Raw genomic sequence first — 12858 nt, forward strand, 5'->3', positions numbered from 1 at the left:
GGCGAGGAGAACACCTCGTGCCCGGTCGATTACGCTCGCGAACATGACGAACCTTGATCCCCGCTGGGTGCTCAAGGAGCGCCCATCCGTCGGACTGATCATCGGGCTCGTCGTGGCCGGGCTCTGCGCGCTGGTGTCGTTCTCCTTCGACATCTTCAACGGAGACCCCGTTCAGTTCTTCATCGCGCTCACGCTGGCGCTCGCCCCGGTGCCACTGCTGCTCGCCGGGGTGCTGGCGCTCGACCGCATGGAGCCCGAGCCGCGCAAGGACCTCGCCTTCGCGTTCATGTGGGGCGCCGGCATCGCGGTGCTGGTGGCGGGCATCCTCAACAGCCTCAACCTCCGGTACGTCACCATCGCGACGCAGGACGCCGCCACCGCCCGCAACCTCGTGGCGACGTTCGTGGCGCCCGTTGTCGAGGAGACCATGAAGGGCCTGGTGCTGCTCGGCCTGCTGCGCTGGCGGCGCCAGGAGCTCGACGGCCTGACCGACGGCATCATCTACGCCAGCATGGTGGGCCTGGGCTTCGCCATGAGCGAGAACGTCAGCTACTACGTCATGGCGCAGGACCAGCACGGCGTTCAGGGCCTGGCCGTGACGGTGGTGCTGCGCGGCATCCTGTCGCCGTTCGCCCATCCGCTGTTCACCTCCATGATCGGCATCGCCGTCGCGTACGCCGCGCAGAGCCGGGGCCCGGTGCGCGGCTGGGTGGTGTTCCTCGGCTGGATCGGCGCGATCATCCTGCACGGCATCTGGAACGGCTTCACCTCCTATGGCGGGTTCCAGGGCCTGGCGCTGGCGTACCTGCTGCTGATGATCCTGTTCTTCGTCGAGCTGGGCGTGATCGTCAAGGACCGCCAGCGCATCGTCGGTCTCATCCAGCGCTACCTGCCGCCGTACGGTGGGCTCGGGCTGGTCACCGACGTCGACATCTTCATGCTGTCCTCGCTCCAGGGGCGGCGGCAGGCGCGCCAGTGGGCGAAGGCCTACGGCGGACCCGCGGGCCTGCACGCCATGCGCGACTACCAGGTCACCGCCACCGAGCTGGGGCTGCTCCACGAGCGCGGGGTCCGCGGCGTGATCGACAGGGACACCTTCGAGAACCACAGGGAAGCCCTTCTGGCCTGCATGAGCGCGGCCAAGGCGGCGTTCCCCGTCCCCGAGCGGCACCAGGCCACGATCGCCAGGGGGATGGCCCCTCCGGGGTACGCGCCCGGGCACGACACGCGGCACTCAGCCTCGCCGTACCCTCCGCAGGACGGCCTGCCGCGCGATCCCTACGCGCAGGACGGCCAGGGCCGGCCGGGCGAGCCCCCGCCAGGCTCGCCGCCGCCCCCGCCTCAGGGAGACCCGGGCGCCAACCCGTACGGCCCGCCGCCGCGCAGTCCGGGCGGCAACTCCTACGGTCCACCTCCGGGCGACCGGGGTGGCAACCCCTACGGCCCGCCTCCGGGTAACCGAGGCAACCGGTAGGACCTCGCCGGTCGCAGGGCGGCCCGGCCCGCGCGCAGGCCCTTGCCGGTGGGGCGATCGCGTGTTTCAATCGCGGTACGCGGATGTCCGTGGCCACTTCCGATGCCCTTTTCCGGGGTGGCCCATCAGGAGGCGTACGAGCGCGCCCAAGCGCCGTTCGCCGTCCCCCGCGGCAGCCGGCAGCGACATCTCACGACTTGTCCTCGCTGCTCGCACGCCTCCTCGACGCCCGGAAGGGGCATGGCGCGATCGCGCTCGCATCGATCGCCGTCCCTCGCGGCGGCATCCGCAACGTGAAGAGGAAGCACTGTGAGAACCAAGGCAAAGGTGGCGATCATGACCGCGCTCGCGGTCGTGGCCGCCGGGCTGACGGCGCTGTCGTTACAGCGCTCGGCCGACGCGCACGGAACCATGCAGGCGCCCGCCAGCAGGACGTACGCCTGCTACACCGACGGGCTCACCTCCAGCAACGAGATCAAGCCCAAGAACCCCGCCTGCGCGGAGGCCGTCGCCATCGGCGGGACCCAGCCGCTCTACGACTGGTACGGAGTGCTGCGCTCGGACGGCGGCGGCCGTACCCGGGGCTTCATCCCCGACGGTCAGCTCTGCAGCGGCGGGTTCGCGAAGTACGCGGCCTACGACGCGGCGAGGGCCGACTGGCCGGCGACCGTGATGCAGGCGGGCGCCATGTACGACTTCGTCTACGGCGCCTGGGTGCCCCACCCCGGCGGGTTCAAGCTCTACATCACCAAGGACTCCTACAACCCCACGAAGCCGCTGACCTGGGCCGACATGGAGGAGCAGCCGTTCCTGACGGCCGATCCCGAGCCCGCGGTGACCAACGGCGCCTACCGCTTCTCGGGAAGGCTGCCGAACAAGTCGGGCCGTCACATCATCTACTCGGTGTGGTACCGGTCGGACAGCCAGGAGACGTTCTACGGCTGCTCCGACGTGATCTTCGGCGGCACCTCGACACCCCCGCCGAGCTCGCCGCCGCCCGGCTCGCCGCCTCCGAGCTCGCCGCCGCCCGCGACCCCTCCGCCGACCTCGTGCACGGCGACGGTGACCCTGGAGAACTCCTGGTCGGGCGGGTTCCAGGCCTCGGCGACGATCAAGAACACCGGTAGCGCCCCGATCAACAACTGGTACATCCAGTGGACGATGCCGATCGGGACCACGATCACCCAGGCGTGGAACGGGACGTCCATGCAGAGCGGCCCCACCGGCATGATCCACGCGGCCACCTGGAACGCCACGCTCGCACCGGGGGCCTCGGCGACCGCCGGGTTCCTCGCGAGCACGACGGGAGCCGCGACGCCGACCTTCACGCAGGTGAGCTGCGGGTAGCCCCGGCGAAGTGAACGGGCGTGCCGGTCGCCGCCTCCAGGGCGGCCGGCACGCCCGGTACGGGCGCGCAAGCCCCCCGGGGCAGGCGAAAGGGCTCCGCGAAAGGCCTGGGCCGGTACGGGAAAGGGCTACCGGAAGGCGGCCTGGCACGCGAAAGACCCGAACGCCGGCCGTGAGGCGGAGAGGCACTTCCCCCTCACGGCGTGCGGCGTCCGAGCCCGGACGAGATACGCGGTTGCCGTGGCACCGTTCGAGAGGCGTCACCTCCTCCTAGGCTGGCCAAGATCTGATGGGAGCGCTCCCACGCGCGATCCGGACACTACTCCGGCAGCCGTGCGAACCGAAGAGCGCGCCGGTCCTCCGGCGGAATGGCGCAGGAAATGCCCAGCTCACGGCCCCTGGCCCCGGCGCGCAGGATGAAACTTTCGCTACGGCGCCGAAACTCGGTCAAGGGGGACGTCCGGTCAGGGGTGCGCGGCGAGGAATCGGTCGAGGGAGGTCTCCCGGGGGCCGGGGAAGACCGGCGAGGACCTGAGCACGACGGAGTCAAGGAACCCCTTGGCCGTCGCGGCCAACTCCCGCGCCGCGTAGACGTAGGTCTTGGCCGGCCACCTGGCGGCGGAGTCGTCGCCGACCCCGAAGGCGTCCAGCCCCGCCGTACGGCACAGCGCGACCGCGCGCGGCAGATGGAAGCTCTGCGTCACGACCGTGAGGCGCCGCACGCCGAACACGTCACGGGCCCGGACGCAGGAGTCCCAGGTGTCGAACCCCGCGTAGTCGAGCACCAGCGCGTCCCGGGGCACCCCGCGGGCGACGAGGTAGTCGCGCATGACCGACGGCTCGTCGTATCCCACGCGGCCGTTGTCGCCGGACAGCAGCAGCGCCCGCACCCTGCCCCCTCGGTACAGCTCGGCGGCGACGTCGAGGCGCGTGGCCAGCATCGGGCTGGGGGACCCGTGGTAGAGGCCGGCGCCGAGCACCAGGCCCACCGGCGCCGCGGGAACCCCGCGCGTCCACCCCGGCGCGGTGCCGGCCGTCACCCGGTGGCCGTCGGTGGACAGCCAGGCCCAGGTCATCGGAGCGAGGGCGAGCAGGCTCAGCGTGACGGCACCGAGGAAGGCGCGGCGCCGCGCCGCGGGAGAGGAGGGGACGAGGCGCGCGGCCCCGGCCCATAGGCGGGACCGGGATGGGAGACGGATCACGAAGGGTTAGACGCCGACCGAGTCCAGTTCGTTGTGGCCGGAGGAGAGCGTTTCCCCTGGGCCCCGTGAGCGCATGAGGAAGACCACCCGCAGGGCCGCGATCCAGACGAGCGTGGCCCCGAGCACGTGCAGGCCGACGAGGATCGCGGGCACGGCCAGGAAGTACTGCACGTAGCCGATGACGCCCTGGGCCAGTTCGACGCCCAGCAGGACCAGCGCCCCGCGCCGTGCCCGGCCGGGGGAGTCGGTGACGTGCAGGGCGAACAGCAGCGCGAACGTCAGCCCGAGGACGATCCAGACGGCGTCGGCGTGCACCTGAACCACGGTCTGGACGTCGAAAGTGAACCGCGAGGCGGCCTCGTCGCCCGAGTGCGGCCCGGTCCCCGTGACCACCACGCCCGCGAGGACCAGCACCAGGACGGCGGCGGTCAGGACGAAGCCCAGCGTGCGGATGTCGCGGTGGACCAGCCGCCTCGGCGGGGCGTCGCCCTCGCCCGAGCGGGCGTAGAGCGCGAACGCCGCGAAGATCATGCCGATGGACAGCACGAAGTGGACGCTGACCGTGACCGGGTTCAGTGCGCTTCGCACCACCAGCCCACCCCACAGCGCCTGGACGGCGACGCCGATCGGCTGGATCCAGGCCAGGCGCACCAGGCTGGAGCGGCGGGGCGCGACGCGGAGCACGGCCACCACGCAGGCCGCGGCGACGGCGAGGACCAGGAAGGCCAGCAGCCGGTTGCCGAACTCGATCGCCATGTTCACCGGCGCGTGCGCGTCATGCGGAGCGGGAACGAAGCTGCCGGGGGTGCACCGGGGCCAGGTGGGGCAGCCGAGCCCCGAACCCGTGAGCCGCACGGCCGCGCCGGTCAGAGTGATGCCCACGTTGACGACCACACTGGCCAGCGCCCACCGCCTGACGGTGAGGGGCGTCGGGGACCACGCGGAGTGGAACAGGTCGAGCGCGCGGCTCCTGAGCTGGTCGAGGAGGGCGCGCGGCCGCGTTTCCCCGGCGCGGTTCTGGGGCTGGTCTGCTGCGGTCACGGCACACATCGTAGGCGGCGACACCGCCGCCCCTGTGCGTAGCCCTCCGCTGCGGTGCGGTTGTGACGCCTGAGAGGGGTACGGCACTCGAAACACCGGAAAGCGGGATTGATTGCCCCTCTGAATATGTGACATATTACTGAGGGGTCAAGGAATCGGGCGCGGGGGGTGAGAATGGCCGACGTCGTGGTGATCGGAGCCGGCGTCGTCGGGGCGGCGTGCGCGTACTTCGCCGCGAAGGCGGGCCTGGCCGTCACCGTGGTCGACCGCGGCGGCGTCGCGGCGGGCACCACCGGAGCGGGCGAGGGCAACATCCTGGTCTCCGACAAGGAGCCGGGTCCCGAGCTGGAGCTGGCCCTGCTGTCCAACCGCCTCTGGCGCGAGCTGGCCGTCCTCGGCGGCTTCGAGTTCGAGCCGAAGGGCGGCCTGGTCGTCGCCGAGACCGCCGAGGTGCTGGAGGCCCTGACCGCGCTCGCCGAGGAGCAGGCCCGCCGGGGCGTGGAGCAGGCGCCCGTGGCGCCGGGCGAGCTGCCGGGGTACGAGCCGCACCTGACGCGGAATCTGGCCGGCGCGGTCTTCTACCCGCAGGACGCCCAGGTGCAGCCCATGCTCGCCGCCGCCCGGCTCCTCCGGCACGCCCCGGGCGTCACGCTGCGCACGAGAGCGACCGTCACCGGCTTCCTGCGCGACGGCGACCGGGTGACCGGCGTCCGCACCAGCGGCGGGGACATCCCGGCGGGCGCCGTGGTGAACGCCGCGGGCACCTGGAGCGGCGAACTGGCCGCGCTCGCCGGCCTCGACCTGCCCGTGCTGCCGCGCCGCGGCTTCATCCTGGTCACCGAGCCCATCTCCGGGCGCCTCGGCGTGCCGCTGATCAGGCACAAGGTCTACACCGCCGCCTACGTCACCGACGTGGCGAGCGACTCCGCGGGCCTGTCGACCAGCGCGGTCATCGAGGGCACCCCCGCGGGCACGGTGCTCATCGGCGCGAGCCGCGAGCGGGTGGGCTTCGACCGCACGATGTCGATCCCGGTGGTCGAGGCGCTCGCCCGCCAGGCCGTCGCGCTGTTCCCCGTGCTGGCCGATCGAAGGGTGATCAGGGCCTACTGCGGCTTCCGCCCGTACTGCCCCGACCACCTTCCCGTGATCGGGGCGGACCCCCGCGCGCCCGGCCTGTACCACGCGTGCGGGCACGAGGGCGCGGGCATCGGCCTCGCCCCCGCCACCGGCCACCTGATCGCCGGGCTGCTCACCGGGGCGGCCCCCGAGCTGGACCTGAGCCCCTTCCGCCCGGAAAGGTTCGCCGCGTGAACCCCTCGTCAGAGCGACCCCCCGCCACCCCGGACGCCAAGGCCCCGGAGCGACCCGCGCACGCCGGCCATCTCGTGGGGGCGCGGCCCGAGCCGGGCTTCGACATCAGCGTGGACGGGCGCCCCGTCCCGGCGGTGCCGGGCCAGACGGTCGGCGCCGTCCTGCACGCCAACGGCATCAGATCGTGGCGTACGACCCGGATCGGCGGGCGTCCCCGCGGGCTGTTCTGCGGCATCGGGGTGTGCTTCGACTGCCTGGTCACCGTCAACGGCGAGGCGTCCCTGCGCGCCTGCCAGACCGAGGCCCGGCCCGGGGACGAGGTGACGACCGGATGAGGCACCCGCGTGAGCGCCTCCCGCAGGCGGAGTCCGCGATGAAGGATCTCGCGGTCGTCGGGGCCGGTCCCGCCGGGATGGCGGCGGCCGTCGCCGCCTCCGAGGCCGGGCTGAGCGTCGTGCTGATCGACTCCGGGGCCCGGCTGGGCGGCCAGTACTACCGGCACCCGCCCGAGGGGTTCCGCGCCCGCCGGCCGGGGGCACTCCACCACGGGTTCGCGCGGTTCACCCGCCTCGCCGGCGCCCTCGGCGAGCACGGCGTGGAGGTCCGCCTCCGTCACCGCGTCTGGGCCGCCGAGAAGATCACCGGTACCGAAGCGCCGGTCGGCGCAGAAGGCACGATCGCCGTGCACTGCCTGGCGGGCGCCAGGGACGAACGGCGCGAGACCGTCCTCGCCAGGCGGCTGGTCATCGCCACCGGGGCGCACGACCGGTCGCTGCCGTTCCCCGGCTGGGACCTTCCCGGCGTGTTCACGGCGGGCGGCGCGCAGGCGCTGCTCAAGGGCGACCTCGTGGTGGCCGGGCGCAGGGTCGTCGTCGCGGGCACCGGGCCCTTCCTGCTTCCCGTCGCCGCCGCGCTGGCCGACGCGGGCGCGCGCGTCGCCGGGGTCTTCGAGGCCAACGGCGGGCTCGGCCTCGCGCCCGCCCTGATCGCCCACCCCGGCAGGCTCGCGGAGGGCGCCGGATACGCCTACCGCCTGGCCAGGCACCGCATCCCGTACGCCGGCGGCCACGCCGTGGTCGCCGCGCACGGGCAGGACGAGCTCACGCACGTCACCGTGGCGAGACTCGGCGCGAACTGGGTTCCAGGGCCCCGGCGGACGATCGAGTGCGACGCGCTGGCCGTCGGCTACGGCTTCGTCCCGCAGATCGAGCTCGCCACGCAGCTCGGCTGCGCCACCGCGACCGACAGGGACGGCGGCCCCGTCGTCGCCGTGGACGAGGGGATGCGCACCAGCGTGCCCGGCGTCTACGCGGCGGGCGAGCCGACCGGCGTCGGCGGGGCCCGGCTGGCGGAGGTCGAGGGCCTGATCGCCGGGCGCGCGGCCGCCGCGGACCTCGGCCGCCCGGTGAGCCCGGCGCCCGGCCTGGCGAGAAGACGAGCCCGGCTCGCCGCGTTCGGCGGGGCCCTGCAGGACGCCTACCCCGTCCGCGACGGCTGGATGGGCTGGCTGCGCGACGACACGCTGATCTGCCGCTGCGAGGAGGTCCCGTACGCGCGGATCAAGGAGGCGCGGGAGCTCGGCGCGGTCGACGCCCGGTCGCTGAAACTGCTGGCCCGGCCGGGGATGGGCTGGTGCCAGGGCCGCGTGTGCGGCTACGCCGTGTCGTGCCTGGCGGGGGAGGATCCCCTGCCGCCACGCCGGCCGATCGCCCAGCCCGTACGGCTCGGCGATCTCGCAGGAGCAGGAGACCCAGCAGAAGACCCAGAAGGAGAGGACCCCTGATGACGACCCGTGAGAAGCCCTGGCACGGAGTGATGGTGGCGACGGCGCTGCCGCTGCGCGCGGACCTGAGCGTCGACGAGGAGGGCTACGCCGCGCACTGCCGCTGGCTGGTCGAGCAGGGATGCGACGGCGTGGTGCCCAACGGCTCGCTCGGGGAGTACCAGACGCTCACCCCCGAGGAGCGCGCCCGCGTCGTGGAGACGGCCGTCGCGGCAATCGGCGGCGACCGCGTGATGCCGGGCGTGGCGGCTTACGGCGCGGCGGAGTCCCGCCGCTGGGCCGAGCAGGCGGGGGAGGCGGGCTGCCAGGTGGTGATGCTGCTCCCGCCCAACGCCTACCGCGCCGACGAGCGCGCGGTGGTCGCGCACTACCGCGAGGTCGCCAAGGCGGGCCTGCCCATCGTGGCGTACAACAACCCGTACGACACCAAGGTGGACCTCGTTCCCCCGCTGCTGGCGAAGCTGTACGACGAGGGGCTGATCGTCGGGGTCAAGGAGTTCACCGGCGACGTGCGGAGGGCGTACGAGATCGCTGAGCTGGCCCCCGGCCTGGACCTGCTGGTGGGCTCGGACGACGTGCTGCTGGAGCTGGCCGTCGCCGGGGCCGTGGGCTGGGTCGCCGGGTTCCCGAACGCGCTACCCGCCTCCTGCGCGGCCCTGTTCCGCGCGGCCGCCGAGGGGGACGTCGCCGGGGCGCTGCCGCTGTACCGTACGCTGCACCCGCTGCTGCGCTGGGACGCCAAGGTCGAGTTCGTGCAGGCCATCAAGCTGTCGATGGACCTCGCCGGACGGTACGGCGGGCCGTGCCGGCAGCCGAGGGGGCCACTGTCCCCCGAGCACGAGGCCGCGGTCCGCGCGGCCGCCGAGAAGGCGCTGGCCGAAGGGTTGCGGTGAGCCGTCCGTGAGGACCAAGAAGATCTTCCACGTGGTCGACTCGCACACCGAGGGGATGCCCACCCGGGTCGTCACCGGGGGAGTCGGCGTCATCCCCGGCGCGAGCATGGCCGAGCGCAGGGAGTACTTCCTGGCGCACCTGGACCACATCCGCAAGCTGCTGATGTACGAGCCGCACGGCCACTCGGCGATGAGCGGCGCGATCCTGCAACCCCCGACCCGCCCGGACGCCGACTTCGGCGTGCTCTACATCGAGGTGTCCGGCTGCCTGCCGATGTGCGGCCACGGCACCATCGGGGTGGCGACGGTGCTGGTGGAGACCGGGATGGTGGAGGTCGTCGAGCCCGTCACGACCGTCCGGCTCGACACGCCCGCCGGGCTGGTCGTCGCCTCGGTGCGGGTGCAGGACGGCGCGGCCCGGTCGGTGACGATCCAGAACGTGCCCTCCTTCAGCGCCGGGCTAGACCGTACGGTCAAGGTGCCCGGCCTGGGCGAGGTGACCTACGACCTGGCGTACGGCGGCAACTTCTACGCGATCCTGCCGATCGAGTCGGTGGGGCTGGCGTTCGACCGCTCGCAGGGCCAGCGGATCCTCGACGCGGGCCTCGCGATCTCGGCGGCGATCAACGAGGCCGGCGAGCCGGTCCACCCGCTGGACCCCGGGATCCGGGGCTGCCACCACGTCCAGTTCGTCGCCCCCGGCTCCGACGCCCGGCTGTCGCGGCACGCCATGGCCATCCATCCCGGGTGGTTCGACCGCTCGCCGTGCGGCACGGGGACCAGCGCCCGCATGGCGCAGCTCCACGCGAGGGGCGAGCTGGGGCTTGGGGAGGACTTCGTCAACGAGTCCTTCATCGGCACCCGGTTCACCGGGCGGCTGGTCGAGCGGGCCGAGGTGGCCGGGCACGAGGCGGTCGTCCCGACGATCACGGGCAGGGCGTGGCTGACGGGTACGGCACAGCACTTCCTCGATCCTGACGACCCGTTCCCGGAGGGGTTCCTCCTGTGAGGTGCTAGATCCATGACGTGGACTAGGGTTCCATGTAGCGGGATACTTGACTGTTCCATCCCGAAGTTCGAGAGGGATTCACGATGAGCGTTGTCGAGAGCCGGTCCCCCCAGAACCCGGCCGATGTGGTCGCGAGCGTCACGGCCGCCGGAGGAGCGGGCGTCGCCGAGGCGGTACGCCGGGCGAGGGCCGCGCAGGGGCGGTGGGCCGGGGCGAACGCCGCGCGGCGCGCGACCGTCCTGGCCGAGGCAGCCGAGGCCGTGGCCGCCGCGGCGGACGAGCTCGGCTCGCTGATCGTCCGCGAGGTCGGCAAGCCGGTCACCGAGGCGGCGGGCGAGGTGGCGCGGTCGGTGGCGATCCTGCGCTACTACTCCCAGCAGGTCTTCGACCCCATCGGCGCGATGCACGAGCCATCGGGCGCCGGGCTCGCCTACACCCGCAGGCGCCCGCGCGGCGTGGCCGGGCTGATCACCCCGTGGAACTTCCCGCTCGCCATCCCCTTGTGGAAGGCCGCGCCCGCTCTCGCCTTCGGCAACGCCGTCGTGCTCAAGCCCGCCCCGCAGGCGCTCGGCTGCGCGTTGCGCCTGGCCGAGCTGCTCGGCCTGCCCGACGATCTGTTCCAGGTCGTCCCCGGCGACGCCGAGGAGGGCGCGGCGCTGATCGAGGCCGCTGACGTGGTCTCCTTCACCGGGTCGGCGGCCGTGGGCCGCAAGGTCAGCGTGGCGGCGGCCGGAAGGGGCGTGCAGGTCCAGGCGGAGATGGGCGGGCAGAACGCCAGCATCGTGCTGGACGACGCCAACCTGGAAGCCGCCGCCGCGCAGATCGCCGCCGCCGCGTTCGGGTACGCCGGGCAGAAGTGCACCGCGACCAAGCGCGTCATCACCGTGGGCAACGCCGATGAAGTGCGCGAGGCGCTGGTCGCCGCCGTCGCCAAGCTCGGCGTGGGCGACCCCGCCGACCCCGGCACCGCCGTGGGGCCGCTGATCGAGGAGGCCGCCCGCGACCGCGTGGTGTCGGCGGCGGCCGGGGGACGGGTGCTCACCGGAGGTGAGGCGCTCGACCGCGACGGCTGGTTCGCCGCCCCGACGCTGGTGGACGGCGTCCCCGCCGATCACGTGCTCGCCCGCGACGAGGTCTTCGGGCCCATCTGCCTGGTGCAGGACGCGGGCTCGGTGGACGAGGCGGTCGCCCTGGCCAACGGGGTGCGCTACGGCCTGGCCTCCGCGGTGTACACGCGCGACCTCGACCGGGCGCTCGACGTCTCGGCGCGGCTGGAGACCGGGCTGGTCAAGGTCAACAACCCGACGAGCGGCGTGGACTTCTACCTGCCGTTCGGCGGCGAGAAGGACTCCAGCTACGGCCCGCGCGAGCAGGGCAAGGCCGCCCAGGAGTTCTACACCTCCACCCACACGGTCGCCCTCGGACCGGCCGGCGGCCGGCTCTGAGGCGTCCCCGTGCCTCGTTCTCACCGCGCGGCACGGGGGTTTCGTCAGAGCTGTACCGGCCTTCTAACGGTCTGATCTCGGACCTTGACGCTGACTTTCCGTGCATGTGCAATGTCACACACCATGCTGAGACGACGCTGTTTCGCTAGGAGATGCACGATGGGCAAATCGCGTGTAGCCGTGATCTGGTCGCTGGCGACGGCCGTGGGCATGCTGACGGCCGGCTGCGGCCAGGGGCTCCTCGGCGGCGGCTCGGACGCCGGCGGGGACGAGGGCCCGATCACCCTCGGGATGCTGATCCCACAGTCCGGCAGCGAGGCGGCCATCGGCCCGTACATGAAGAACGCCGCGCAGCTCGCGGTGGACGAGATCAACGGCAAGGGCGGCGTGCTCGGGCGCAAGCTCGACCTCAAGGTCGCCGACGACGCCTGCGACGCCCAGACGGCGGTCGCCGGGGCCAACAAGCTCGTCACCGAGGGCGTGAAGATCTCGGTGGGCGGCTACTGCTCGGGCGCCACGCTGCCCACCTTGCCGGTCTTCGGCAAGGCGAACATCCCGATGATCATCCCGGCGGCCAACTCGCAGGAACTGGTCGATCAGCACCTCAAGCACGTCTTCCTGATCAACGGCACCGGCACGCAGCAGGCCGCCGCCGCCATGGCCTGGATCACCAAGCAGGGGGCCCAGCGCGTGGCGCTGGGGCACGACAACACCAGTTACTCCAAGGACATCGCCGTCCGCACGCAGGCGCTGCTCGACCAGGCCGGCGGCCCCGACACCGCCATCCTGGAGGCGGTGACGCCCAAGGAGAGCGACTACAGCGCGAACGTCAACAACATCCTGGCCAAGAAGCCCGACTTCGTCTACTGGACCGGCTACTTCCAGGAGGGCGGCCTGATCACCCGGCAGCTGCGCCAGGCCGGGTACAAGGGCGGCATCATGGTCGGCGACGGCTCGGTGTCGGAGAAGCTCGCGCAGATCGCCGGGGCCGAGGCGGGCGAGGGCGTGTACGCCACGATGACCCAGACGCCCGAGACCCTCCAGGGCGCGGAGACCTGGATCGCCGACTACAAGAAGAAGTTCGGCTCCGCCCCCGGCCCGTACAGCAACCAGGCCTACGACGCCGTGCGGCTGGCCGCCGAGGCCGTCAAGAAGGCAGGGTCGACCGACGGCGCGAAGGTCATCACCGCGCTCGAAGGGATCGACGGGTTCCAGATGTTCTCCGGCCCGCTGAGGTTCACCCCCGACCACACCCTGTCCACCGGAGGCTTCCAGATCCTGGTCGTGAAGTCCGGGAAGTTCGCCCTCCAGGACGCGCTCAAGTGACCCCGCGCGCGGGGTCCCAAGGAAACC

General features: G+C 72.7%; 11 protein-coding genes. 9 read left to right on the forward strand and 2 right to left on the reverse strand.

Features of this window, described 5'->3' with window-relative positions:
• Positions 1-43: 43 nt before the first annotated feature.
• The gene (locus ACOZ38_RS16730; RefSeq protein WP_424531662.1) at positions 44-1474 is read left to right on the forward strand and encodes a PrsW family intramembrane metalloprotease; all 1431 of its coding nucleotides are present in this window, start codon (positions 44-46) and stop codon (positions 1472-1474) included.
• Positions 1475-1783: 309 nt separating this feature from the next.
• Positions 1784-2821 (forward strand): lytic polysaccharide monooxygenase auxiliary activity family 9 protein, encoded by a 1038-nt coding sequence (locus tag ACOZ38_RS16735; RefSeq protein WP_424531663.1) that lies wholly within the window; start codon positions 1784-1786, stop codon positions 2819-2821.
• Positions 2822-3285: 464 nt separating this feature from the next.
• On the opposite strand, the gene ACOZ38_RS16740 is transcribed toward ACOZ38_RS16735, so the two are convergent.
• A complete protein-coding gene (locus ACOZ38_RS16740; RefSeq protein WP_424531664.1) occupies positions 3286-4023 on the reverse strand; it encodes a SanA/YdcF family protein in 738 nt (245 codons plus the stop codon).
• 6 nt (positions 4024-4029) lie between these two features.
• Positions 4030-5064 carry a COX15/CtaA family protein gene (locus ACOZ38_RS16745; RefSeq protein WP_405147808.1) on the reverse strand — a complete coding sequence of 345 codons (1035 nt, stop codon included), beginning with the start codon at positions 5062-5064 and terminating at the stop codon, positions 4030-4032.
• Positions 5065-5238: 174 nt separating this feature from the next.
• Here ACOZ38_RS16745 and ACOZ38_RS16750 point away from each other — a divergent pair, with 174 nt between their 5' ends.
• From ACOZ38_RS16750 to ACOZ38_RS16780, 7 genes are all read left to right on the forward strand, one after another.
• Complete coding sequence (locus ACOZ38_RS16750; RefSeq protein WP_424531665.1) at positions 5239-6375, forward strand: NAD(P)/FAD-dependent oxidoreductase; 1137 nt, start codon at positions 5239-5241, stop codon at positions 6373-6375.
• The gene (locus tag ACOZ38_RS16755; RefSeq protein ID WP_405147811.1) at positions 6372-6710 is read left to right on the forward strand and encodes a (2Fe-2S)-binding protein; all 339 of its coding nucleotides are present in this window, start codon (positions 6372-6374) and stop codon (positions 6708-6710) included. The genes ACOZ38_RS16750 and ACOZ38_RS16755 overlap by 4 nt, the downstream gene beginning before the upstream one ends.
• Positions 6707-8158, forward strand: coding sequence for an FAD-dependent oxidoreductase (locus ACOZ38_RS16760; RefSeq protein ID WP_424531667.1), 1452 nt, complete (start codon positions 6707-6709; stop codon positions 8156-8158). Before ACOZ38_RS16755 ends, ACOZ38_RS16760 begins: the two co-directional genes overlap by 4 nt.
• Complete coding sequence (locus ACOZ38_RS16765; RefSeq protein ID WP_424531668.1) at positions 8158-9051, forward strand: dihydrodipicolinate synthase family protein; 894 nt, start codon at positions 8158-8160, stop codon at positions 9049-9051. Before ACOZ38_RS16760 ends, ACOZ38_RS16765 begins: the two co-directional genes overlap by 1 nt.
• 7 nt (positions 9052-9058) lie before the next feature.
• Positions 9059-10060: a proline racemase family protein gene (locus ACOZ38_RS16770; RefSeq protein ID WP_424531669.1), complete on the forward strand. Its 1002-nt coding sequence runs from the start codon at positions 9059-9061 to the stop codon at positions 10058-10060.
• A gap of 83 nt (positions 10061-10143) precedes the next feature.
• On the forward strand, positions 10144-11505 hold the full coding sequence (locus ACOZ38_RS16775) for an aldehyde dehydrogenase family protein (RefSeq protein WP_424531670.1): 1362 nt from the start codon (positions 10144-10146) through the stop codon (positions 11503-11505).
• Positions 11506-11664: 159 nt separating this feature from the next.
• A complete protein-coding gene (locus ACOZ38_RS16780) occupies positions 11665-12831 on the forward strand; it encodes a branched-chain amino acid ABC transporter substrate-binding protein (protein ID WP_424531671.1) in 1167 nt (388 codons plus the stop codon).
• Positions 12832-12858 lie beyond the last annotated feature (27 nt).

This window comes from Sphaerisporangium viridialbum, assembly GCF_049674955.1.
Classification (GTDB): Bacteria; Actinomycetota; Actinomycetes; order Streptosporangiales; family Streptosporangiaceae; genus Sphaerisporangium; species Sphaerisporangium viridialbum.

Bases quoted from the DNA above. Each gene is read 5' to 3' on its own strand.
- ACOZ38_RS16730 (WP_424531662.1), top strand. From the start codon at position 44: ATGACGAACCTTGATCCCCGCTGGGTGCTCAAGGAGCGCCCATCCGTC.
- ACOZ38_RS16750 (WP_424531665.1), top strand. From the start codon at position 5,239: ATGGCCGACGTCGTGGTGATCGGAGCCGGCGTCGTCGGGGCGGCGTGC.
- ACOZ38_RS16760 (WP_424531667.1), top strand. From the start codon at position 6,707: ATGAGGCACCCGCGTGAGCGCCTCCCGCAGGCGGAGTCCGCGATGAAG.
- ACOZ38_RS16765 (WP_424531668.1), top strand. From the start codon at position 8,158: ATGACGACCCGTGAGAAGCCCTGGCACGGAGTGATGGTGGCGACGGCG.
- ACOZ38_RS16775 (WP_424531670.1), top strand. From the start codon at position 10,144: ATGAGCGTTGTCGAGAGCCGGTCCCCCCAGAACCCGGCCGATGTGGTC.
- ACOZ38_RS16780 (WP_424531671.1), top strand. From the start codon at position 11,665: ATGGGCAAATCGCGTGTAGCCGTGATCTGGTCGCTGGCGACGGCCGTG.